General features: G+C 73.2%; 19 protein-coding genes and 3 pseudogenes. 9 read left to right on the top strand and 13 right to left on the bottom strand.

Translation table 11 applies throughout. The annotated features are described in order from the left end of the window. The 4 genes and pseudogenes from IG86_RS44710 to IG86_RS0129665 form a co-directional block, all read left to right on the top strand. Window positions 1-99: pseudogene (locus IG86_RS44710) on the top strand (ABC transporter ATP-binding protein); the annotation flags it as partial. Next, window positions 86-576, top strand: a pseudogene (locus IG86_RS39230) (ABC transporter permease). The pseudogenes IG86_RS44710 and IG86_RS39230, both read left to right, overlap by 14 nt. Window positions 577-617: 41 nt before the next feature. Then, window positions 618-1,535 (top strand): formylglycine-generating enzyme family protein, encoded by a 918-nt coding sequence (locus IG86_RS0129670; RefSeq protein WP_037943260.1) that lies wholly within the window; start codon window positions 618-620, stop codon window positions 1,533-1,535. A 104-nt stretch (window positions 1,536-1,639) separates the two neighbouring features. Beyond that, window positions 1,640-2,497, top strand: a complete 858-nt coding sequence (locus IG86_RS0129665) for a glutathione S-transferase C-terminal domain-containing protein (RefSeq protein WP_030825206.1) — start codon at window positions 1,640-1,642, stop codon at window positions 2,495-2,497. Between the two features lie 39 nt (window positions 2,498-2,536). On the opposite strand, the gene IG86_RS0129660 is transcribed toward IG86_RS0129665, so the two are convergent. The 5 genes from IG86_RS0129660 to IG86_RS0129640 form a co-directional block, all read right to left on the bottom strand. Further along, window positions 2,537-4,765 carry a sulfatase family protein gene (locus IG86_RS0129660; protein ID WP_030825203.1) on the bottom strand — a complete coding sequence of 743 codons (2,229 nt, stop codon included), beginning with the start codon at window positions 4,763-4,765 and terminating at the stop codon, window positions 2,537-2,539. 133 nt (window positions 4,766-4,898) lie between these two features. After that, window positions 4,899-6,020, bottom strand: coding sequence for an aryl-sulfate sulfotransferase (locus IG86_RS0129655; protein WP_030825200.1), 1,122 nt, complete (start codon window positions 6,018-6,020; stop codon window positions 4,899-4,901). Window positions 6,021-6,052: 32 nt separating this feature from the next. Further along, the gene (locus IG86_RS0129650; protein ID WP_030900899.1) at window positions 6,053-7,072 is read right to left on the bottom strand and encodes an ABC transporter substrate-binding protein; all 1,020 of its coding nucleotides are present in this window, start codon (window positions 7,070-7,072) and stop codon (window positions 6,053-6,055) included. Between the two features lie 35 nt (window positions 7,073-7,107). Next, the gene (locus IG86_RS0129645) at window positions 7,108-7,824 is read right to left on the bottom strand and encodes an ABC transporter ATP-binding protein (RefSeq protein ID WP_030900897.1); all 717 of its coding nucleotides are present in this window, start codon (window positions 7,822-7,824) and stop codon (window positions 7,108-7,110) included. After that, entirely contained in the window at window positions 7,821-8,621 is an 801-nt protein-coding gene (locus tag IG86_RS0129640; protein WP_030825192.1) for an ABC transporter permease, read from the bottom strand. Before IG86_RS0129640 ends, IG86_RS0129645 begins: the two co-directional genes overlap by 4 nt. Window positions 8,622-8,748: 127 nt before the next feature. Between IG86_RS0129640 and IG86_RS0129635 the strand changes: the two genes are divergently transcribed. Then, complete coding sequence (locus tag IG86_RS0129635; protein ID WP_030825190.1) at window positions 8,749-9,318, top strand: helix-turn-helix domain-containing protein; 570 nt, start codon at window positions 8,749-8,751, stop codon at window positions 9,316-9,318. A gap of 67 nt (window positions 9,319-9,385) precedes the next feature. On the opposite strand, the gene IG86_RS0129630 is transcribed toward IG86_RS0129635, so the two are convergent. Beyond that, entirely contained in the window at window positions 9,386-9,820 is a 435-nt protein-coding gene (locus IG86_RS0129630; RefSeq protein ID WP_030825189.1) for a VOC family protein, read from the bottom strand. A gap of 56 nt (window positions 9,821-9,876) precedes the next feature. Between IG86_RS0129630 and IG86_RS0129625 the strand changes: the two genes are divergently transcribed. Together IG86_RS0129625 and IG86_RS0129620 are read left to right on the top strand one after the other, a co-directional pair. Further along, on the top strand, window positions 9,877-10,323 hold the full coding sequence (locus IG86_RS0129625; protein ID WP_045936986.1) for a ribosomal maturation YjgA family protein: 447 nt from the start codon (window positions 9,877-9,879) through the stop codon (window positions 10,321-10,323). A 147-nt stretch (window positions 10,324-10,470) separates the two neighbouring features. Beyond that, the gene (locus IG86_RS0129620) at window positions 10,471-11,322 is read left to right on the top strand and encodes a polysaccharide deacetylase family protein (protein WP_045936984.1); all 852 of its coding nucleotides are present in this window, start codon (window positions 10,471-10,473) and stop codon (window positions 11,320-11,322) included. 67 nt (window positions 11,323-11,389) lie between these two features. Here the strand turns inward: IG86_RS0129620 and IG86_RS0129615 are convergent, their stop codons facing one another. Then, entirely contained in the window at window positions 11,390-12,049 is a 660-nt protein-coding gene (locus tag IG86_RS0129615) for a maleylpyruvate isomerase N-terminal domain-containing protein (protein WP_030825181.1), read from the bottom strand. A gap of 80 nt (window positions 12,050-12,129) precedes the next feature. Continuing rightward, window positions 12,130-12,714, bottom strand: coding sequence for a TetR/AcrR family transcriptional regulator (locus IG86_RS0129610; protein ID WP_030825179.1), 585 nt, complete (start codon window positions 12,712-12,714; stop codon window positions 12,130-12,132). A gap of 73 nt (window positions 12,715-12,787) precedes the next feature. On the opposite strand from IG86_RS0129610, the gene IG86_RS0129605 reads away from it, so the two are divergent. Further along, the gene (locus IG86_RS0129605) at window positions 12,788-14,596 is read left to right on the top strand and encodes an ABC transporter ATP-binding protein (RefSeq protein WP_051785495.1); all 1,809 of its coding nucleotides are present in this window, start codon (window positions 12,788-12,790) and stop codon (window positions 14,594-14,596) included. Window positions 14,597-14,598: 2 nt separating this feature from the next. Here the strand turns inward: IG86_RS0129605 and IG86_RS0129600 are convergent, their stop codons facing one another. Continuing rightward, the gene (locus tag IG86_RS0129600) at window positions 14,599-16,095 is read right to left on the bottom strand and encodes a SpoIIE family protein phosphatase (RefSeq protein ID WP_030900891.1); all 1,497 of its coding nucleotides are present in this window, start codon (window positions 16,093-16,095) and stop codon (window positions 14,599-14,601) included. 198 nt (window positions 16,096-16,293) lie between these two features. On the opposite strand from IG86_RS0129600, the gene IG86_RS0129595 reads away from it, so the two are divergent. Continuing rightward, window positions 16,294-17,433 (top strand): barstar family protein, encoded by a 1,140-nt coding sequence (locus tag IG86_RS0129595; protein ID WP_030825173.1) that lies wholly within the window; start codon window positions 16,294-16,296, stop codon window positions 17,431-17,433. Here the strand turns inward: IG86_RS0129595 and IG86_RS39225 are convergent. The 4 genes and pseudogenes from IG86_RS39225 to IG86_RS0129580 form a co-directional block, all read right to left on the bottom strand. Beyond that, window positions 17,420-18,661 (bottom strand): FAD-dependent oxidoreductase, encoded by a 1,242-nt coding sequence (locus IG86_RS39225; RefSeq protein WP_244306134.1) that lies wholly within the window; start codon window positions 18,659-18,661, stop codon window positions 17,420-17,422. The two genes, IG86_RS0129595 and IG86_RS39225, sit on opposite strands and share 14 nt — an antisense overlap. A gap of 30 nt (window positions 18,662-18,691) precedes the next feature. Next, window positions 18,692-19,387 carry a hypothetical protein gene (locus IG86_RS43750; RefSeq protein ID WP_167751173.1) on the bottom strand — a complete coding sequence of 232 codons (696 nt, stop codon included), beginning with the start codon at window positions 19,385-19,387 and terminating at the stop codon, window positions 18,692-18,694. Between the two features lie 207 nt (window positions 19,388-19,594). Next, window positions 19,595-19,854 (bottom strand): annotated as a pseudogene (locus IG86_RS39220) (RNA polymerase sigma factor); the annotation flags it as partial. A 192-nt stretch (window positions 19,855-20,046) separates the two neighbouring features. After that, window positions 20,047-21,270 (bottom strand): cytochrome P450 family protein, encoded by a 1,224-nt coding sequence (locus IG86_RS0129580; protein ID WP_030825166.1) that lies wholly within the window; start codon window positions 21,268-21,270, stop codon window positions 20,047-20,049.

Below are 21,270 nucleotides of genomic sequence, written 5' to 3'. Positions count from 1 at the left end.
GCCCAGCCGCGCCGCATCGAGGACGCGGACGTCGCCGAGCTGTCCCTCGAGATCACTGAACACCTGCGTGGGGAGATCCGCCGCCATGGCCAACACTGAAACGAAGGCGACAACGGACGACCTCGCCGGGCTGGAGGCCGGACTCGACGCCCTGGACGCCGTCGAGGTCCGCCGCTCGCCGGTCAGGGAGATCCTGGTCGAGAAGGCGCTCCCGCCCCAGGGCCTGCAGTCCCTGCCCTCGGTCGCCTGGGTCCCCCCGGCCGTCCTCTGGTTCGGCCTCAACGACGCCATGATGTTCACCGTCATCCTGCTGGGCGCCGTCCCCTCCATCGCCAACGGGCTCGTCTCCGGCATCGACCAGGTCCCCCCGCTGTTCCTGCGGGCCGGCCGCACCCTCGGCGCCACCGGCCTCAAGGGGGTCCGGCACGTGAGAACGGCCGCAACAACATCGACCTGCCCGGCGTCTTCCTCGCCATCATCCTGATCCTCGTCGTCGGCATCGCCATCGACCTGCTGATCTTCAGCCCCGTCGAACGCTACGTGCTGCGCAGCCGCGGCCTGCTGCTCAAGAGCTGAACGACCGCCCCGTTCACCCGTCCCACACCGCCGGAGCCCCCATGCCCTCCTGCTGCGCCCCCGGACACGGCGACGCCGGCACCGTCGCCCTCTCCCCCGCGCCACCGCTGCCGCGGACCGCCGCCCCCGCCGAACAGCAGGTGATCGGGAAGCTCGTCGATCTGCCGGGCGGGAGCTTCCTCATGGGGACCGACGACCCGGACGGATTCCCCGCCGACGGGGAGGGTCCGGTGCGCGAGGTGACCGTCGGCCCGTTCCGCATCGCCGCCACGACGGTGACCAACGCCCAGTTCGCCTCCTTCGTCGACACCACCGGCCATGTCACCGAGGCCGAGGAGTTCGGCTTCTCCTTCGTCTTCGGCGGCTTCCTGTCCGACGAGGTCGCCGCCGCCTCCGCGGCCGTGGCGGCCGTCCCCTGGTGGCGGGCGGTCCCCGGTTCGAGCTGGCGCCACCCCGAGGGCCCCGGGTCGTCCGTCACCACACGTCAGGACCACCCCGTGGTCCACGTGTCCTGGAACGACGCCCGGGCGTACTGCGCCTGGTCAGGGACCCGGCTGCCCACCGAGGCCGAATGGGAGTACGCGGCCCGCGGCGGGCTGGAACAGCGGCGCTACCCGTGGGGCGACGACCTCACCCCCGGCGGGCGGCACATGTGCAACATCTGGCAGGGCGACTTCCCCACCCTGAACACCGCGGCGGACGGCTGGGAGGGCACCGCGCCGGTGACGTCCTTCCGCCCCAACGGCTTCGGCCTCCACAACGTCGTCGGCAACGTGTGGGAGTGGTGCGCCGACCGGTTCACGCCCGGCGCGGGCCGCGTGATGCGCGGTGGCTCCTACCTCTGCCACGACTCGTACTGCAACCGCTACCGCGTCGCGGCCCGCAGTTCCAACACGCCCGACAGCTCCACCGGCAACATCGGCTTCCGCGTGGCCGCGGGCTGCGCCACGCCCTCTTGACAGCGCCCGGACGCGGATCGACACTCCAGTCGGCGAATCCTAGTGAACTGGTAGGAAATTACGTCGCCCGTACAAGGCGGCACCGAGCAATCCCAGGGAGACGCATGTCCGCCACGTACCCGAAAGCCGTGCCGTCACCGTCCTTCCAGAGCAGGATCGGCCGCGACGCGCGCAGTGGCTTCCCGGCCGTTCCACACCGCTACCGGCTCCACCTGACACCGTCGTGTCCGAGCTGTCTGCGGATCGCCGTCACGCACAGCCTGCTGGGCCTGCAGGACGTCCTCCCGATGACATCGCTGCCCGCCGTCCCGGACGCGTCCGACGGCGGGTACGTCGCGTTGCGTCCGCTGTACGAGGCCAGTTCGCACCTGTACCCGGGTCCGGCGCTGGCGCCGGTCCTCAGCGACGGATGGACCGGACGGATCGTCAGCACGCACGCCCCGGACATCGTCCAGGACCTGACCCGGCGGTTCGGGGTCTCGGAGCCGTGCCTGTACCCGGACGGCGCCGAGGCGCGCATCAAGGAGGTCGGCCGGCTCTGCGAGCAGGACATCAACGCCGCGGCGCAGCGCGCCGGCCGGTCCGGTGCCGACGCGGCGGAGCGCGACGTCGCGCTCGCCACCCTGCTGCGCGGCCTGGGTTCCCTGGAGCGGCGGCTGGCATGCGACGACTACCTGCTGGGCGGCCGGCTCACCGCCGCGGACGTGGAGTTGTGGGTGACTCTGGTGCAGCTGGACACGGTGCACCGCTGGCACCTGGACGCGGCGGCGGTGTACCGCATCACCGACCACCCCCGTCTGTGGTCGTACGCGCGGCGGCTGGCGGCCCTTCCGGCCTTCGGGGCGCACCTGGACCTGGACGGCATGACCCGCAGGCACCACGCGCACTGCCGCGGCAGGGAGGCGGCAGGTGCGGCGGTACGGATCGTGGACTGGGCGCAGTACGCACCGGCCCGGTCGTGAGGGCGACGACCGGGATCCGGCGGGTGGGGGTACTCCGGCTCAGCGCACGGTGACCCGGGCGAGGGCCCAGGAGGTGTGGTCCAGTGCGGTGTTGGCGTTGGCGTCCTCGACGACCAGGTACAGCAGCCTCACCCCGCGCACGTCGACGTCCACCTGCACCGGACCCCCCGCCCCGGTCAGCTTGCCGCTGCTGAAGAGCAGCTTGCCGTCGCCCCGCACGGAGGCCTTGACCGCGCCGGTGGCGGCCTGGTTCGTGGAGAAGTCGTCGATGCCGACGAGCGCGGTGAAGCGGTCCGCCGTGCCGCCGAGGTGGTAGACGATCTCGGAGGGTGCGTGGACGCCGAGGCCCTTGGCGTAGGTCACGCCGCCGAAGGAGATGGGCGTGCCGTCCCCGGCGGGCTTGCGGCCGTTGGACCGGTCGCGTTCCACCGGGCCCCAGCCGTTGGCGGCCGACACCCATGGAAGGTCGCTGAGGTAGGCGTCGGCCACGGGCGCCGGTGGGACCGTGGAGACCCGTTCCGCAGCGGAGTAGCGCAGCGGTCCGGTGGGTGACTGCGCGGTGCCGTCGACGCTCAGCGGCCACTGCGTGCCCGTGGCGGCCGTCGCGGGCGGGGTGACCCGCCAGCTCGCGGTGAGCGTGGCACCGGCGGGCAGCAGGTCGCGGCCGGTCCCGGTGGTCGCCTGGACCTGCCAGCCCGCCGGGGCGTGCAGCGCGAGGAGGGCGCGGGTCCAGGGCTTGGCCGATCCGTTGCCGAGGGTCGCGGTGACGGTGAAGGCCTGGCCGGGCACGGCCGGCCCCTGGACCTGGGCGCGGATCCCGAAGGGCTTGCGGACGTACGTGTCGGTCCACGAGGACCTCATGAGGGTGACCAGGCCCGCGACCACGGACGGGTTGGCTCCGGCGACGTCGTGCCGCTCGCCGACGTCGGAGGCGAGGTCGTACAGCTCGACCTGCCACTGCGCGTCGGGCAGTGCGTGGTCCCTGACGGGCGCGAACCGGACGGCCTTCCAGTGGTCCTTGCGTACGGCCTCGGCGAGCCAGGTGGCCCGTCCGCCGTCCTCGGTGTTGGCGCGGCTGGTGACGCCGCGTTCGTCCCGGTACCAGTACAGGTGGTTGTGGCGTGCGGTGTCCGGGCTTCCCGCGAGGAGCGGGGCGGCGGACAGTCCGTCGATGTCGGTGGGGGCGGGCGCGCCGGCGAGGTCGGCGAGGGTGGGCAGCACGTCGGTGAGCGGGGTGGGGCGGTCGCTGGTGCCGGCGCCGATGCGGCCCGGGGACCACGCGATGAGCGGGACGCGGACGCCGCCCTCGTAGAGGTTGCGCTTGTAGCCGCGCAGCGGCCCGTTGGCGTCGAACAGGTCGGGGTTGACGCCGCCTTCCTCGTGCGGGCCGTTGTCGCTGGTGACGAGGACGACGGTGTTCTCGGCGATGCCGAGCGCGCGCAGCCGGTCGGTGATCTTGCCGACGAGGGTGTCGAAGTAGGTGATCTGGGCGGCGTGGCCCTTGTTCTGCTGGGACCAGGTGCGGGAGGCGTACGCGCCGACGTCGGGGATGTCGCTCGGTGCGTGCGGCACGGTCGGGGTGAGGAAGAGCAGGAACGGCTCGGCGGCGTGGTCGGTGATGAAGTCGAGGGCGCGCTGCTCGATGAGCTGGGGTGCGTAGGCGCCCTTCGCGCCGTTCGCGTTGGCGGCGATGGTCTCCTTCGCACCGTTGTGCCACAGGTACTGGGGGTGGTACTCGTGTGCGTGGCCGTGGTCGATGTAGCCGTAGAACTCCTCGAAGCCGCGGGAGTTGGGGTGGCTGGGCTGGTCGCCTTCCTCCGGGCCGAAGCCCCACTTGCCGAACACGGCGGTGCGGTAGCCGCGGGCGCGCAGTACCTCGGCGAAGGTGGTGTCGCCCGCCTGGAGCGCGCCGGGGGCGCCGTCGGGGTTGGCCCGGACGGCGGAGTGGCCGGTGTGCAGGCCGGTCAGCAGCGAGCAGCGGGAGGGGGCGCAGACCGCCGCCGTCGAGTAGGCGTCGGTGAACCTCAGGCCCTCGGCGGCGAGCCGGTCGATGCGTGGTGTGGTGATCAGCTGCTGGCCGTACGCGCCGAGGTCGCCGTAGCCTAGGTCGTCGGCGAGGATCACGACGAGGTTGGGTGTGGCGGTGCCCGCGGCCGCCGAGGCCGGGGCGGGGGCCGCCGCCGTCGCCCGGGCCTCCGGTGCGGCGGAGAGCGGGGCGAGGCCGATGGCGGCCGCGGAGCCGGCGAGGAAGTGGCGGCGGGTGGGCATCAGGTGGACTCCTTGGCTCTCGCGTACGGAGTCCGATCATGCGGAGGGCGCGGGCCCGACGGCCATGCACACGGTATGAACAACGTGTGACAGCGCTCGTCCGTCATGTTTGCGGTGGATGCCCGAGGGGGCGTCAGGCCGTCGTGTGCAGCCAGGGGAGCTGGTCGGCGGAGTAACGGTGGGCGCGGAAGACGGAGTTCTGGGCGCCGGCCGAGGACTCCAGGCCCACGCCGTCGCCGAACGAGCGGAACTGCGGGACCACGTACTCCCACACCACGTGGCCGTCGGGGGTGACCTCGAAGAGCCGGCCGAAGGAGCCCTCGGCGATGAAGGTGTTGCCGTTGGGCAGGCGTTGGGCGCTGGACATGTACGGGCTGTAGAAGTTCTGCGGCGGGTTGTCCTGGTAGGACCACACCTCCTTGCCGGTGCGCGGATCCAGCTCCAGCACCCGCGAGTAGGGCACGGAGGTGGTGTCGCGGTAGGTGCCGTTGTCGAAGACGAGGATGTTGCCGCTCGCCAGCTCGTGCGGATGGTGCTGCTGCGCGAGGACGTCGGGGCCGATGTGCCACAGCACGGACCCGTCCGCGCGGTCGACGGCCACGGCGGAGGACGCGCTGCGGAAGCCCAGGACGATGGAGCCGTCGGCGGTTTCGTTGACGGTGTTGGCCATGGGCCAGTGCTCCCGGGCGAAGTGCGGGTTGAGCGGGAAGTCCTCGGGGTCGAGGTGCTCGATGGCGGCCCAGCGCCACACCTGACGCCCGTCCCAGGTCAGTTCGTACACGACGTCGCCGTAGATCACGCCGCCCGGCGCCTCGGAGCCGGGTATGCCGCCCCGGATGCGGGCGGCGTCGGCCGGGGCGAGGGGTTCGACCACGGTGATGACGAGGTTGCCGTTGCGCAGCAGCGAGGCGTCGTGGTGGTGGAAGGGGTGCCGGACCTCGCGCACGACCGTGGAGTCGGGGGCCAGTTCCTGGAAGATGCCGCCGTGGTAGACGTCCCAGATGGGGAAGAGGGTCGGGCTGCCGGTGTCCTTGGCCGCGTAGAAGAGGTTGCCGCCCGGCAGGAGCTGCGCCTGGCGGCCGGGCGGGTGCGGGGAGTTCCAGGTGTGCGCGGTCCGGCCCTCGATGTCGACGAGGTGGATCTCGCCGGCGCTGGTGATCGGGGTGTAGAGGGTGTAGCCGCCGTAGCTGCGCTCGGGGTCGTGGGCGATCAGGCCGACGCCGCGGCGGCGCAGGGTGTTCTGGTCGACGGTCATGGGGATCGGTCTCCTCGTGATGGGGGTGTGCTTCAGCGGACGGTGACGGCGGCCGGGTCGACGGCCGTCAGCGGTCCGGGGTTGAGGTGGCGCTGCAGTGCCGCGCGGTCGGCGGCGCCGGGCAGTCCCTGGGCGGCCTTGGCCCAGGCGCCCTCCTGCTCCAACTGGTTCAGCAGGTCGGGTGAGAGGGTCGCTCCGTAGGTGTAGCGGGGCTGGTAGGTGTCGACGTATCCGGCCTGGAGCGCGCCCTTGGACTGGGCCACGACGGCCTGCCGTGCGCGGGCCGGGTCCTCCCCGATCTCGCGCTGGGCGCGCAGTACGGTGCGCAGTACGGCGGCGGTGGTCTCGTCGCTCGTCCTGGGACCCGCGACCAGCAGGGTCCGTGCGGTGTATCCGGTGAACGCGAGTTCGGCGTAGCGCTCACCGAGCGCGGCGCGCGCCGCTTCGTAGAAGCTGGGGAAGGTGACGCCGGCGTCGATGTCGCCGCGGGCCAGTGCGGAAGTGACCTGGTTCGGGGCGAGGTTGACGACGGTCACGTCCGCGGCCGTCAGCTGTACGGAGGCCAGCATCCGTGACAGGGCGTACTCGACGTTCGTGCCCTGCGGGACGCCGACCTTGCGGCCCTTCAGGGCGGCGAAGCCGGTGATGGCGCGGTCGGAACGGGTCAGGAGCCGCCAGTCGGAGAACCGGGACAGGTCGGCGACGATCCGCAGGTCGCGTCCGCCCAGTGCCGCGGTCACGGCAGGGAGGTCTCCGACGACGCCGAGCTGCGCCTGGCCGCCGAGGACGGCGTTGAGGGCGTCACGCCCGGTGGGTTGGGTGGTGACGGTGGCGTCGATGCCCTCGGCGGACCAGAGCCCGCGTTCCTGGGCGACGTGGACGGGTGCTCCGCCGAGGTGGTCGCTGCCGACGATGGAGACGGCGGGGCGGCCGCCGCTGCGGTCGCCGGAGCCGTTGCCGTCGGCGCCGGAGCAGGCCGAGGTGAGCGTGCAGAGCAGGGCCGCCACGAGCAGGGCGGCAGCTGCGCGGAGTCCGGTCGGGGGTCTTGTCATCAGGGTGTCCTTTCCGGGGACGGTGGGAGCGGGGCTCATTCGGAGCCGAGGTGTCGTGCGATGAGCGAGCGCAGGTCCGGGTCGGGAGGCCCGTCGGGGACCGTGTGGTCGGCGAGCACCCGCCCGGGGGTCCCGCCGAGGACGACGACCCGCTGGGCGAGGGCCAGCGCTTCGTCGATGTCGTGGGTGACGAACAGGACGGTGGTGCCGCGGCGCTCCCACAGCTCCCGCAGCAGGCGCTGCATACGGGTCCGGGTCAGGGCGTCCAGGGCGCCGAACGGCTCGTCCATGAGCAGCACTTCGGGCTCGGCGGCCAGGGCGCGGGCCAGTGCCACGCGTTGCTGCATGCCGCCCGACAGCTGCGCCGGGTACTTGTCGGTGCCGTCGGCCAGGCCGACTTCGGCGAGCGCTTCCAGGGCGCGGCGGCGGCGTTCCGCGCGCGGCAGCCCGAGCCGCTTGAGGGCGAACTCGACGTTGCCGCGTGCGGTGCGCCAGGGGAAGAGCGCGTAGTGCTGGAAGACGACACCGCGGTCCGGTCCCGGCCCGTGCACGGGCCGGGAGCCCGCCGTCACCCGTCCCGTGGCGGGCGGTACGAAGCCGGCGACGGCGCCGAGGACCGTCGACTTGCCGCATCCGCTGGGACCGAGCAGTGCGGTGAACGACCCTGCGGGCAGTTCCAGGTCGGTGCGTTCCAGGACGGGGGCGGCTCCGTAGCGCACGGACAGCCCTTCCAGTCGTACGGCGAGGCTCATGAGGTGCTCCAGTGCGCGAACCGGCGGCCGATCGCGGCGAGTACGAGGTCGACGACGACGCCGAGCGACCCGAGGACGAGCAGCCCGGCGAACATCCGGTCCACGCGCAGGAACTGGCCGTCCACCTGGAGCCGGTACGCCAGGCCGCTGTCCGCACCGCCCAGTTCGGCGGCCACCAGGGCGAGCAGCGCCACGGAGGCCCCGTAGCGCAGCGCGGCGAGGACGGCGGGCGCGGCGGCGGGCAGCAGTACCTCGACGAACCGGCGGTGCACCGGGGCGCCCAGTGTCCGGGCCGCGCGCAGGTGGGAGACCGGGACCCGGGACACGCCGTCGTGGACGTAGAGCCATACGGCGAGCAGTACGGCGTAGGCGATCAGGAGCCGTTTGGCGGTCTCGCCGATGCCGAACCAGGCGGTCGCGAGCGGCACCAGGGCGATGGCCGGGATCGGGCGGAGGAAGGAGACGACCGGGGTGACGGCGGCGGACAGTTTCGGCAGGTAGCCGGTGGCGAAGCCGAGTGCGCTGCCGATGAGGGCGCCCAGCGCGAAGCCCTGTCCGGCGCGGGCCAGGCTGGCGCCGAGATCGGCCGTGAGGGTGCCGCTGCGGGCCCCGTCCACGAGCGCGGCCAGGGTTTCGGCGGGCGTGGGCAGGAGGGCCGGGGCCACCACGCCGGACCGGGCGAGCAGGTACCAGAGCGCGAGCACGGCGGCGGCCGCGGCCAGGGCCGGGCCCAGGCGGCCCAGAGCCGGGCCCAGGCGGCCGAGGGCCCGGCCGGGCGGTGAGGGGGTGGCGTGCACGAGCGGCTCCTCGGTCGTCGATAAGTGAGGTCAATAATTGACGACACTTATGAAGAGCGTGTTGCAGCAGTGCGAAACCTTTCCGGGGGCTCCGGCCCTTGATCGCGGATGAGGTACGTTCACCAGCGTGTCTCGACCCGAACCCACGCCCGAGGCGATCGAGGTCGGACGGGTGATCCGGAGCTGCCGCAAGCGAAGTGGTGTCTCCATGGCCGTCCTCGCCGCCCGCTCGGGCCTCTCCCAGCCCTTCCTCAGCCAGCTCGAACGCGGCCTCACCACCCCCAGCCTCAGCTCGATCTACCGGATCGCGGAGGCACTGGAGGTCAGCCCGGGCACGTTCCTGCGGCCGCCGGCGCGACCGGGTGCGGTCAGCCACGAGGGCGACCCGCAGGTGATCCGGGTGAACGAGTCCGCGGGGCAGGTCGCACAGGTGCTCATCCCCGGCGGGCGCAGCGGACTGATGGAGGCGTACGAGCACCACTTCGAGCCCGGCCAGGGCGAGCGCGGCTGGTTCGAACACCCCGGCGAGGACTTCCTCTACGTACTGGAGGGCGAGGTGGTCCTGGAGGTCGAGGGCGAGGAGCCGCTGACGCTGCGCGCCGGCCAGAGCGCCCACCACAGGGGCGAAGTCCCGCACCGCTGCCGCCTGTCGGGCCCGTCCCCCGCCCGCACCCTGCTGGTGATCGCCAACTCCTGACTGCGCGGCGGACGCGTCCGGGAGCACGGGCCGGGAAGCGGCGGCCCCGAGGGCCGGGGGCCGCCGCTCAGTCGAGGCAGAACTCGTTGCCCTCGACGTCCTGCATCACGAGGCACGACTCGTTCCCTTCGTCGGCGGTCAGCAGCCGCACGCGTACCGCGCCGAGCGCGACCAGTCGTGCGCATTCGGCCTCTAGGGCGGCCACGCGCTCCTCGCCCACGAGCCCGGTCCCGACGCGCACGTCGATGTGCAGGCGGTTCTTGACGGTCTTGCCCTCGGGAACGCGCTGGAAGAACAGGCGCGGGCCCACACCCGTGGGGTCGACGCAGGCGAACGCCGAACCCTGGCGCTCGGGCGGCAGGGCACGATCGAAGTCGCCCCAGTCGGCGAACCCCTCGGGTGCCGGCGGTACGACGTACCCCAGTACCTCGCACCAGAAGCGGGCGACGCGCTCGGGTCGTGCGCAGTCGAAGGTGACTTGGAACTTCTTGATCGACGACATCGGGCCATCGTAGGGACGGTCCGGGCCGGTTGTCGCAGACTTTCCCGGTGACCCTCATACCCGGAACCGGTGACGGCTCCCACCCCCGCGACCCGGCCGCCGTACGGATCCGCCTGGTGGCGGCGGGAGCCGCCGTGGTGACGGTCGGCGCGGGCCTCGGACTGCGGGCCGTGGCGGCGGACGGCGTGGCCAAGTACGGCGGGGACGCCCTGTACACCGTCCTGCTCCTGGCCCTCGTGGTGCTGGCCGCGCCGCGGTGGACACCCCTGCGGGCTGCCGGGACGGCGCTGGCGGCGAGCTGGGCCGTCGAGCTGTTCCAGCTCAGCGCCGTCCCGGCGGAGCTGTCCCGGCACAGCGCGGCCGCCCGCCTGGTGCTCGGTTCCACCTTCAACGCACCGGACCTGTTCTGGTACGCGGTCGGCGCGGCGGGCGGCGGGCTCCTGCACGGGGCCGTGAGCCGGCGCCGCCGGACCCCCGCAGCCGGTGACACTCCTCACACGTGACGGGGCGCGGTACGCCGCCGGGCCCCGTATCGGTGGGGTACGGGCCGTCGGACCGGCCGATCGACCGAAGGGGCATCCCGGACATATGACCTAGCCTGGACCGGCAACGCGAGATCGGGGGGCCGAGCGCAAAGGAAGAGCGCCTTCATGGGCATCACCAGCATCTCCGCCCGCCGCCTGCGGCGGACGGGATCCGCCGCCACGGCGGCCGTCCTCGGCATCCTGGCCGTATCGGGCACCCCGGCCCTCGCCGCCACCGACGGCTCGGCGGACAAGGCCGCGGGCACGAAGCCCTCCGGTTCCGCCGCGTCGGCCGGAAAGGGCACGAAGCCCTCCGGTTCCGCCGCGTCGGCCGGAAACCCGGGAGCCGCCCGGAGCGCCACGGGGATCCCGCTGGGAATCTCCCGGCTGGCGCAGGGCCCGGGCCGGGACGTCGCGATCACCATCGACGACGGGCCGGACCCCCGCTGGACGCCCCAGGTCCTCCAGGTGCTGCGGAAGAACCACGTCAAGGCCACCTTCTGCATGATCGGGACCAAGGCGCAGAAGTACCCGGAGCTCGTGCGCGCGGTCGCCGCCGACGGCCACCGCCTGTGCAACCACTCCGTCGACCACGACGTGACCATGGACCACAAGCCCGTCGCCTTCCAGAAGCAGCAGATCCTCCAGGGCAAGGCCATGATCGAGAAGGCCGCGCCCGGAGTGCCGGTCGGCTACTACCGCGCGCCGGGCGGCGCCTTCACCCCCGACAGCCGGGCGATAGCCGCGGCGAGCGGGATGCGGCCGCTGGGCTGGAGCGTGGACCCCAAGGACTGGAGCCGTCCGGGCCTGCCGGCGATCATCTCCGCCGTCGAGGAGAAGCTTCCCCAGCAGCCGACCGTCCTCTTCCACGACGGGGGCGGCGACCGCAGCGAGACCGTCGCGGCCCTCAAGGAGTACCTGCCCTGGCTGACCTCGCAGGGCTACCGCTTCACCTTCCCCGCGCGCACCACCCCGTAGCGGCCTCGTGGCGGCGGGCGCGCCGCCGGGGTCCCGCGGTCCCGCGCCTCCTCCGGGAGCGGTCGGGTCAGCCCAGGACGAGCGGGAACCGCACCGCCGCGTCCCGCAGTTCGGCCCGCTGCGCTTCGGTGGGCGCGCTGCGGCCGGTGCCGACCAGGAGTGCGTCCCGGTCCGTGAACGAGGCGGGGAACGCCGCCCCGGCGATCCGCTCCAGCATGGCGCGCGAGCGGGCCAGCCCCTCCTCGGGCGGCAGGATCCGCGCCTCCGGGAGGTGGGCGATCAGGTCGAGGTGGTGCAGCGTCCACTCCAGGACGTAGGCACCGAGGTAGTCGCCCACGGTGAGGACTTCGGCGCGGGTGCCCACCCGGGCCCGCGGGTCGGCGAGTTCGGCGGCTCGGCCGGCGGCGGATCCGACGTCGTCGAGGTGGAACGTGAGCAGGTGCGGGTCCCCGTACGCGGCGGCCAGCCGGACGGTGAGTGCGTCGAGCGGGTCCTTTCCGGTCGGGGGCCGGTCCTCGACGTGCCAGTACGTCACCGCGTCGACGGTCGGCTCCGTCGCGGCGGGGGTGGCGAGGGTGATCAGGACGTCCTGGGCATCGATCACCAGGTGGCACACCAGGTCCCGTACGAGCCAGCCCGCACAGCCCGACGGCCGTTCGAAGTCCGGGGCCGGGACCTCGGCGACCGCCGTGCGCAACGCCGTCCAGGAACGCGTGAAGAGATCCACAACGGCACCGTAGTGGGGCGCCGCCACGGCGGACAAGCACGCCCGTCGGCGCCGCCCGTGGCGCGTCGCCCCGGTCCTGGTCAGGAGGCCGCCATGGCCTTGCGCACGGTGTGCAGACACGAGGAGATCGCGGTGTGGCGCGGCGCGCCGTAGTCGCGGGCCTGCATCCAGGCCGCGTACAGCAGGGACCACAGCACGTTCTGCAGCCACTCGGCGTCCGCCCCGGCGTCGACCGTTCCCTCCGCCTGGCCGCGTTCGATGAGGCGGACCAGGACCCGGTCGGAGTCGGTCTCCTCCTCGAAGCCCGCCCAGCTCAGGAACTGCGGCACGTCGAACAGCAGCATGAGCCGGTCCCCCAGCTCGAAGTACTCCAGGCAGAGCCGCTCCAGCGCCTCCGGGGCCGGTCCCTCGTCCACCCGCGCGCGTGCGGTCGCCTCCTGCAGCCGCTCCCGTACGTCCGCCCCGAGCGCCGCCACCAGGTCCGACCGTTCGGCGAAGTAGCGGTGGACGGTCGTACGTCCGACACCGGCCGCCTCGGCGACGTCGGCGAGCGACGCCGCGTGGTTGGCCGACAGGACGGTGACGGCGGCGTCGAGGATCGCACGCCGCGTGCGGGCGCGGGTGGCGGTCTCGGTGGCCGCCGTCGCGATGTGGTCATGCTCCATGGGCGTACGGTAGCGCGCCTCCCGTAATGAAACTCACTTGACCACATTGGAACATCCATGTTCCATTTTCGGCATGGCAGCTGACTCGACACCCCCGCCCCGTGCCGCGTTCGACGCACCCCGCCTGCGCATCCTCTGGTCCTTCGCCCGCCCGCACCGCCGCACGCTGGCCGTCGGACTGCTCCTGGCCCTGGCCGGCTCCGCCCTCGGCCTGGCCACGCCGATGATCACCAAGTGGGTGCTGGACGCCCTGAACGACTCCGCCTCCCTCACCGGCCCGGTGACCGCTCTGTTCGTGCTCCTCGTCGTCGGAGCCGCCGTGTCGTACCGGCAGTGGTGCATGCTCGGCGCGGTGGGCGAACGCGTCGTGCTGGAGGCGCGCGAGTCGATGGTGCGGCGGTTCCTGCGGGCCACCGTGCCCGCCCTCACCCGCCGCCCGACCGGCGAACTCGTCACCCGCGTGACCTCGGACACGGTCCTGCTCCGCGAGGCCGCCGCCCAGTCGTTCGTCGGCCTGGTCAACGGCGCCGTCATGCTGGTGGGCAGCCTGGTCCTGATGGGCGTGCTCGACCTGGTGCTGCTCGCTACGACCATGGCCGCCGTGGCCGTGACCGCCGCGCTCTTCGCGCTCCTCATGCCGGGCATCGGCGCGGCGCAGCAGCGCTCCCAGGAACACATCGGGCGGCTCGGCGGCCTCCTGGAGGGCACGCTGCGCGCGATCCGCACCGTGAAGGTGAGCCGCGCCGAGGAGCGGGCCGCCGAGCGGATCATGGCGGACGCGCGGTCCGCGGCCGAGTTCGGCATCCGGGCCGTCCGCCAGGAGGCGCTGGCCTGGACGGTCGCCGGTTCCGGCATCCAGCTGGCCATCATCGCGATCCTGGGCATCGGGGCCTGGCGGGTCGGGGAGGGGAGGCTGGAGGTCTCCAGCCTGATCGCCTTCCTGCTGTACGCGTTCACGCTGATGGAGCCGGTCACCACGCTCAGCCAGAACCTGACCTCCCTGCAGGCCGGAATGGCCGCGGCCGAACGCATCCGGCAGACCGCCGGCCTGACGGCCGAGGACACCACGGGCAAGCCGGACCGGGACGCTCCGGCCGGCGGCCCGGCGGACTGCGACCCCGACGCGCAGGTGCCCGTACTCGAACTGCGCGGCGTCAGCGCCGCTTACGGTCCTGACGCCGGGCACGCGGTCACCGGCGTGACGCTGGCCGTCCCGCGGCGCGGCCACACCGCGATCGTCGGGCCGTCGGGCGCCGGCAAGACCACCCTGTTCTCGCTCGTGCTGCGGTTCCTGGAGCCCGTCGACGGCGAACTGCTCCTGAACGGACGGCCGTACCGCGACCACAGCCACTCCGAGGTACGGGCGCGGCTGGCGTACGTCGAACAGGACACCCCCCTCGTGCCGGGCACCCTCCGCGACAACCTGCTGCTCGCCCGGCAGGACGCCACCGAGGAGGAACTGCGCCGGGTGCTGTGCGACGTACGGCTGACGGAGAAGGTCCGGGCGCTCGACGAGGGCCTGGACAGCCCGCTGTCGTCGGCGCACGTGTCGGGTGGCGAGCGCCAGCGCATCGCGCTCGCGCGCGCCCTGCTGCGAACGCCCGAGGTCCTGCTGCTGGACGAGGCGACCGCACAGCTGGACGGGTTGACGGAGGCGGCGGTGCAGGACTGCATCCGCAGCCGCGCGGCGACGGGCGCGGTGGTGACGGTCGCGCACCGCCTCTCGACGGTGGTCGACGCCGATCTGATCGTGGTCATGGAGGCGGGCCGGATCCGCGCCCGCGGCACCCACGAGGAGCTGCTGGAGACGGACCGGCTCTACCGCGACCTGGTGGCAGCCCTACGCCTGGCCACCACTGCCGAGACGGAGGCGCTGACCTGAGGTCAGTCGGGAGTCGGGGTGGCGCGGGCGATCAGGAGGGCCACGTCGTCGTGGACGCCCGGGTGGCGCATGGTGTCCAGCAGGAGGTCGCAGGTCTCGTCCAGGGGGCGGCCGGGGTCGTCGAGGGCGTGGAGGAGGACGTCGAGGCGTTCGTCGATGGGATCGTCGCGGGTCTCGACCAGGCCGTCGGTGTAGAGGACGAGCTGGTCGCCCGCCCCGACGGGGACGCTGACGGTGTGGAAGGCGACGCCGACGCCGCCGAGGGGCGCGCCGGTGGGCAGGTCGAGGAGCTCGCGGGTGCCGTCCTGCCGCAGGAGGACGGGCGGCAGGTGCCCGGCGAGGGAGAGGTGCCACTGTGCGGCGCGCGGGTCGTAGACGACGTAGACGCAGGTCGCGATGGTGTCGAGGCCTTCGGTGACGTGGTCGAGGTGGTGCAGGACCTGCGCGGGGTCGAGGTCGAGGTCGGCCAGGGTCCGGGTGGCGGTGCGCAGCTGGCCCATGCTGGCCGCGGCTCCGACCCCGCTGCCCATGACGTCGCCGACGACGAGGGCGGTCTTGTCCGCGCTCAGCGGGATCACGTCGAACCAGTCGCCGCCGATCTCCATGGTGGCCTGGGCGGGGCGGTAGCGGGTGGCGACCTCCAGGCCCGGCCGGCGCGGCGGTGTGTGCGGCAGCAGGCTGCGCTGGAGGGTGAGGGCGGTGTTGCGTTGTTCTTCGACCGCCCGGTGCCGCTCGGTGACGTCGACGCTGGCGGTGGCCACGCCCACCACGGTCCCGTTGGGGGCTTCGAGCCGGTAGAACGAGATCGACCAGGCATGGTCGTGGTCCGGGTCGGCCGGGGTACGGCCGACGGTGTACTGGTCCACGATGGGCACACCGGTGGCCAGCACCTCACGCATCGCCGCCTCGAAGGACGCGTCCACGGCGGGCAGCACCTCGTGGACGTGCCGGCCGATGTGCTCGGCGGCGGGCACCCCGTTGAGGCGTTCCTCCGCCGGGTTGACCGAGACGTAGCGCAGGTCGGTGTCGAGCACGCCGAGGCCGACCGGCGACTGGGCCACGAGCCGGGCGGACAGCGCCAGGTCCCGTTCGACCTGGCGTACCGTCGCCTGGTCCGCGGCGAGGCCCAGGGCGTAGTACTCCTGCTGGGAGTCCAGCAGCCGCATGTTGCGGAATTCGACCATGCGCGTGCTGCCGTCCTTGTGCCGGACGGGGAAGACGCCGACCCAGCTGACCCCCGCCTCCATGACCTCGGAGAACATGTCCAGTACGACCGGGAGGTGCTCCTCGTGGAGCAGCAGGCGGCCCGCGTACTCTCCGAGGGCCTCCTCGGCGGTGTAACCGAACAGTTCCTCCGCCTGCGGGCTCCACAGGTCGATGCGGCCGTCTGCGTCGAGGAGGATGGCGGCCACGCGCAGCACGTCGAGCAGGCCGCCCGGCCCGGACGCGGCGGGCGGCGCCTTTTCCGGATCGCCGTGCGAGGGCTCGATCGCTCCCATCTCCGGGCTCTCCTTCCGGCCGCCGCGGGCTGCGGGCCTGACCTCCCAGCCATCTCATCGTCCTCCTCCACGGGACACGCGTGCACGCCACGCGTCGGGGACCGGCCCTCACCACTACGGCGCACCCGTTTCGCACACACGATCGAAAACCGACCGCGATGTCGGGCCGGTCCGAGCGGGACGGCCGAATGACCGGGCATGATGTCCGGTGTGCAGGAGAAGGAGGCCCGTCGGGGGCGAACGCGGTACCGGCTCACCGACACGGAACGCGGCCACGCATGGGGCGACTGCGCCGAGGCGGAGGGGCTGTTCGGGCAGGCCTGGCGCGAGACGTACGAACTGTTCGACTGGGTTCCCGACGGCGCCGGGGTGCTCGGCTGGGTCGGCCGTGAGGTGTGGTGGGTTCCGCAGGACGGGGCGCTCGACCCCTGGCTGCTGGAGGACGCCGAGAGCCTCGGACCGCACCCCGGGACGGACAGTCTCGTCCTCACCGGCCTCGACGACCACCTGGGCCCGCCCGAGGACCACCGCGGCACCGTCCTCCTGCACGACGGGCGGCGCCTGCTCGGCTCCTGCCGGGGATTCACCCGCATACTGCCGCCCCGACGGTCGGATCCTCCGATCGTCCTGCGGGGGCTCACCCCTGGCGAGGAGCTCCGTCGGGTCCTGGCGACGGCCACCCGGCGGACACTGGACCTGGGGGAAGCCGCCCTGGAGGTACGCGACGACCGCGGTGAGCCGTTCGCCGAACTGCTGATGTGGGTCACCGTCAGCTCCTGGCGCCCCTCCGCGCTCGGCTCCGGCCCGGGCTCAGGCTCGGGTTCGGCCTCGGCCTCGCCCCCGGACCTGATCGACCTGGAACTGGAGGGCAAACTCTCCGCTCCCGTACCGGAGCACGCCCGGCCGCTGTGGGAACGCTGGCTCGCCGGACCGCCGCAGACGACCGGCACCTGGGCCGGACTCGACACCCGGCAGCGCTGGGCCTGGCTGGACCACGTCCTGACGAGGCCGAGGCCGGACATCGGCGTTGACCGCCCCGCGGGCCAGGCGTACGAACTCGACGGCCGCCACGTCACGGACGTCCCGGGCCTGTGGCTCGCACTCGGCGAGGCGGTCAACGGGCCGGGCGGCTACTTCGGTGCCAACCTGGACGCCCTCTACGACTGCCTGGGCGGCGGTTTCGGCCACTCCGGCCCGGGGACGCTGCTCTGGCACGACTGCGCCGTCGCACGCGAGCACCTGTCCCACGTCCTGACCCCGGACGGCCGGCCCTACGACCTGTTCGGCGCCGTACTCGAGGTCCTGGCCGAGTCCGGCATGCGGGTCACCCTGGCGTGACCTGCGCCCGCCCGTCACCCGCTACGGGGACTGGTGCGGACCGGGCAGGCGGAAGCCGTTGAAGAGGTCGTCCATGCCGCGCAGGGCCAGGCGGTTCGGGGTGGCGCGGACCACCAGGTCGCGGGCGGCCACCGCGAGGGGGTTGCGGAGGGCTCCCAGGCGGCCCACGCGGCGGGCGCGGCGGCGGACGGTCCGTACGGTCGCGACGGGCCGCGGTGTACGCGGCGAGGGCGGCCGGGACGGCCTCGCCGTCGGCCGCGGCGGCGGCTTCGGTGTCTCCGGCCGGGAGCAGGTGCGCGAGGACCACCGCGTCCTCGATGGCCTGGCAGCCGCCCTGGCCGAGGTTGGGGGCCATGGCGTGGGCGGCGTCGCCGATCCAGGCGATCCGGCCGTGGTGGAGGCGGGGAAGCGGGGCGGCCAGGTCGTACAGGTCGTTCTGGAGGACGTCGGCGGGGTCGAAGCGCCCGACGCGGTCCAGCAGGGCCGGGATCGGGTCGTGCCACGCGCCGAAGCGGTCGCGCAAGTCGGCCCGGGGATCGGCGGACCGGGTACCGGCCGGGGCGAGCGCGGTGGCGTAGAGGTAGAACCGGCCGTCGGCGAGCGGTGTCACCCCGAAGCGTTCGCCCCTCCCCCACGTCTCGTTCATGGACGGTATCCGCAGGTCCGGGGCGTCGACGAGGGTCCGCCAGGCCGTCTCGCCGATGTAGTGCAGGCCGGGGTGCGCGGGGAAGTGGGCGCGGCGCAGGGGGCTGTGGATCCCGTCCGCGGCGACGACCAGATCGGCGGGCAGGTCCGGGCCCCCGGCCGTGCGGACGGTGGGACGGCCGGCGGCGTCGTCGACGCCGGTCACGGTGGTGCCGTAGCGGAGAGCCTGCGGCGGCAGTGCGGCGGCCAGGGCTGCGGTGAAGGCCGGGCGGGGTACGGCGATCGGGGGCGTGCCGTAGCGGGCGGCCATGTAGGAGGTCTCGACGCGGGTGAGCCACCGGCCGTCGGAGCGGCGTACGCCCATGGTCGCCGGTACGGCGCTGCCGGCGGACCGGGCCGCGTCGACGCCGATGGCGTCGAGTGCGCGCAGGGCGTTGGGGGCGAGTCCGATCCCGGCGCCGGTGGTGGGCGGTTCGGGGGCCCGCTCGCAGACGGTGACGCGCCAGCCACGGCGGTGCAGCGCGATGGCGGCGGTGAGGCCGCCGATTCCGGCCCCGGCCACCACCGCGTGACGTCTCTGCATGAACACCTCTCCGTTCGGTTCGCGCGCCTTCTAGTACGTCTCCAGGACCTGGTCCGACACGGCGAAGACCTCTTGGCAGTCCGGGCAGGTCGCCCGGCCGAAGAGGCACGTCAGACCGTGCGCGACCTTCTCCTGCCCCGCCTCCGTGGCCATGCGGTGCAGGCGGGCCGGCAGCGGGTCCAGGGCGGTCGGGTCCGCGGGCAGCAGCGCCGCCTTGACCGGATCGGACGTCACGTAGTCCCCGGCCGAGGCGAAGTCCCCGTACTCGCCGAAGGCGACGAACAGCGTCGACGAGCACGCCGGGCAGTCGACTTCGTACTCCTCCGTGAACAGGCCTTCCAGGCGGCCCGTGCTCCACACCCGCTCGCCCTCGAAGGCCAGGATGCCTTGCAGGAGGTGGACGAAGGCCGGGGTGTCGCCGCCCGTCTCACCGAGCAGACGGCGGGCCGTGCGGAGGAAGACGGCGATCTCCTCCGCGTGGCGCGCGGTCTGTTCCCCGTCCGCCGCCGAGACGATGAGGCCCGCCATCGAGACGGCTTCGTGCGGGGCCCCGGGGGCGCGGCCGGCCGCGACGGCGGCCAGGTACGGGAGGGCGAGGAAGCTGTCGTCATCGACGCAGTTCAGGTGGCACAGATCGTCCCACAGGTCGCTCCAGACCTGTTCCTCATCGTCGCCGCCCAGGCGCGCGAAGGCGGCGGCAAGGTCGTCGGAGGGTCTCGTGATCATGCCACCGGATCCTTCCAGACACGGGTCCCAGCGCGTGTACCGCCGTGGTGCATCGGTGCCCGCACTTCCCCGAGCGGGCCCCGCCAACTTACCGGGAGGCACTGACAACTCCCTCGCTGCGGGCGGCGCGGTCATCGTCTGGGTCCGGCCACCGCGTAGGCGGCGGTGCCGGCCGCCGTGACGGTCAGGGCTGCGGGGCCGCCGCGGGGGCGGCTGCGCGTGGTGGGCCCTGCGCCGGAAGGCGTCGACGAGGCGCGCGCCGCTATCGTCCACACCCAGCCGACGGCCGTCCCGCCCGCGGCGCTCCCGGCGAACGCGCCGGCCGCGCGCCACACCGCCCGGTACGTCTCCTGCATGACCTCGGCGACGATCTGTTCGTCGGCGCAGCGGCGGCGCAGCCGCACCGCGAGCCACGGCGACGTGCGCCGGTACAACTCCTCGAATGCGGCACGGTCGCCCTTCGCCACGAGCCGGACGAGGTGTTCCTCGTCGGCCCTGTGCGGCGGCGCCACCACCCTGACTGATCTCACGCCTGACAGACGCCCGGTTCGGCCTGGGGGTTTCCGATCGGAGGTGATCTGGGTCACCGGCGCGTCGGGGAGCGGGGAGTCGGCGCGGCGGCTGGCGGGGGGCTGACCGGCCGGCTGGCCGGCGGGGGTTCAGTGCGGGAGGTGTGCCGTGTCGTAGCGGACCGGGAGTTCCGTCAGGCCGCGGGCGCGCAGGGAAGGCCGCCAACGGGGCGCGGGGCTCGCGGCTTCGAGGATGGGGAAGCGCTCCAGCAGTGCGGCCAGGGCGATTTCGGTTTCGGCGCGGGCCAGGGGCGCGCCGAGGCAGTAGTGGATGCCGTGGCCGAGCGCGAGGTGGCCCGAGGTGTCGCGGTCCAGGTCGAGGAGGTCGGGCCGGGGGAAGCGGGCCGGGTCGCGGTTGGCGGCGGAGAGCGAGAGCAGGACGGTCTCCCCCGCCGGGACGGTGACCCCGGCGATGGTGATGTCCTCGGTCGGGAAGCGGCGGATGGCGAGGGGCGCGGGGCCCTCGTAGCGGGCGAGCTCCTCGACGGCGGCCGGGATCCTGGACGGGTCCTTGCGCAGGCGCGCCTGTTCTTCGGGGTGTTGCAGGAGCGTGTGGATCGCGTTGCCGATCAGCTGGACGGTGTTCTCGTAGCCGGCGAAGAGGATGAGGAAGGCGAGGGACATCAACTCGTCCTCGCTCAGGCGGTCGTCACCGCCTTCGCTCAGACCTTCGCCCCCGCCTTCGGCGCCGTCCCGGACGGCGATCAGATCGGACAGCAGGTCGTCGGCGGGGCGGCTGCGCTTGTGCGCCATGAGTTCGGTGAAGAAGCCGAGCATCGCCACCACGGCTTCCTTCGCGGCACGGGGACGGCTGGGGTCCGGGGTGATGAGCGCGTCGGTCCAGGTGCGGAAGTCCAGGCGGCGGTCCTCCGGAATGCCCAGCAGGTCGCAGATGACGATGATCGGCAGCGGGGCCGCGTAGGCGGTCACCAGGTCGGCGGTGCCGGCCGGCCCCAGGGCGTCCAGGAGGCGGTCCGCCGTGGCCCGGATGGGTGCGCGCAACTGCTCGGTGCGACGTGAGTTGAAAGCACGACTCACGAGCCTGCGGATACGGGTGTGGTCAGGCGGATCCATGTTGAGCAGGTTGGCGTCCAGGGCCGGCGGGAGCGACATGCCCCGGTAACCACCCTCGGTGGCATGGGACTTGTCCAGGGACAGCCTGGGATCGGCGAGGGCGGCGCGTACGTCGTCGTACCGCGTGACCAGCCATGCCGGGGTTCCGTCGGTGCCCGTGATGCGGCACACGGGTGCGGTGTCGCGAAGCCGGTCGTAAACGGAGTGTGGGTGCGCGAGCAGTTCGCCCTGAAGATCCAT

Origin of the sequence: Streptomyces virginiae (assembly GCF_000720455.1) — a bacterium.
Lineage (GTDB): Bacteria > Actinomycetota > Actinomycetes > Streptomycetales > Streptomycetaceae > Streptomyces > Streptomyces virginiae.
Note: the sequence above shows the minus strand (reverse complement) of the source record. Positions and strands in the feature narration are given on the sequence as shown.

Coding starts and splice junctions, on each gene's coding strand:
- IG86_RS0129605 (WP_051785495.1), top strand. CDS start 12,788: ATGGCAGCTGACTCGACACCCCCGCCCCGTGCCGCGTTCGACGCACCC.
- IG86_RS0129660 (WP_030825203.1), bottom strand. CDS start 4,765: ATGCCCACCCGCCGCCACTTCCTCGCCGGCTCCGCGGCCGCCATCGGC.
- IG86_RS0129620 (WP_045936984.1), top strand. CDS start 10,471: ATGGGCATCACCAGCATCTCCGCCCGCCGCCTGCGGCGGACGGGATCC.
- IG86_RS0129645 (WP_030900897.1), bottom strand. CDS start 7,824: ATGAGCCTCGCCGTACGACTGGAAGGGCTGTCCGTGCGCTACGGAGCC.
- IG86_RS0129655 (WP_030825200.1), bottom strand. CDS start 6,020: ATGACCGTCGACCAGAACACCCTGCGCCGCCGCGGCGTCGGCCTGATC.
- IG86_RS0129670 (WP_037943260.1), top strand. CDS start 618: ATGCCCTCCTGCTGCGCCCCCGGACACGGCGACGCCGGCACCGTCGCC.
- IG86_RS0129665 (WP_030825206.1), top strand. CDS start 1,640: ATGTCCGCCACGTACCCGAAAGCCGTGCCGTCACCGTCCTTCCAGAGC.
- IG86_RS43750 (WP_167751173.1), bottom strand. CDS start 19,387: ATGATCACGAGACCCTCCGACGACCTTGCCGCCGCCTTCGCGCGCCTG.
- IG86_RS0129630 (WP_030825189.1), bottom strand. CDS start 9,820: ATGTCGTCGATCAAGAAGTTCCAAGTCACCTTCGACTGCGCACGACCC.
- IG86_RS0129580 (WP_030825166.1), bottom strand. CDS start 21,270: ATGGATCTTCAGGGCGAACTGCTCGCGCACCCACACTCCGTTTACGAC.
- IG86_RS0129650 (WP_030900899.1), bottom strand. CDS start 7,072: ATGACAAGACCCCCGACCGGACTCCGCGCAGCTGCCGCCCTGCTCGTG.
- IG86_RS0129600 (WP_030900891.1), bottom strand. CDS start 16,095: ATGGGAGCGATCGAGCCCTCGCACGGCGATCCGGAAAAGGCGCCGCCC.
- IG86_RS0129595 (WP_030825173.1), top strand. CDS start 16,294: ATGATGTCCGGTGTGCAGGAGAAGGAGGCCCGTCGGGGGCGAACGCGG.
- IG86_RS0129610 (WP_030825179.1), bottom strand. CDS start 12,714: ATGGAGCATGACCACATCGCGACGGCGGCCACCGAGACCGCCACCCGC.
- IG86_RS39225 (WP_244306134.1), bottom strand. CDS start 18,661: ATGCAGAGACGTCACGCGGTGGTGGCCGGGGCCGGAATCGGCGGCCTC.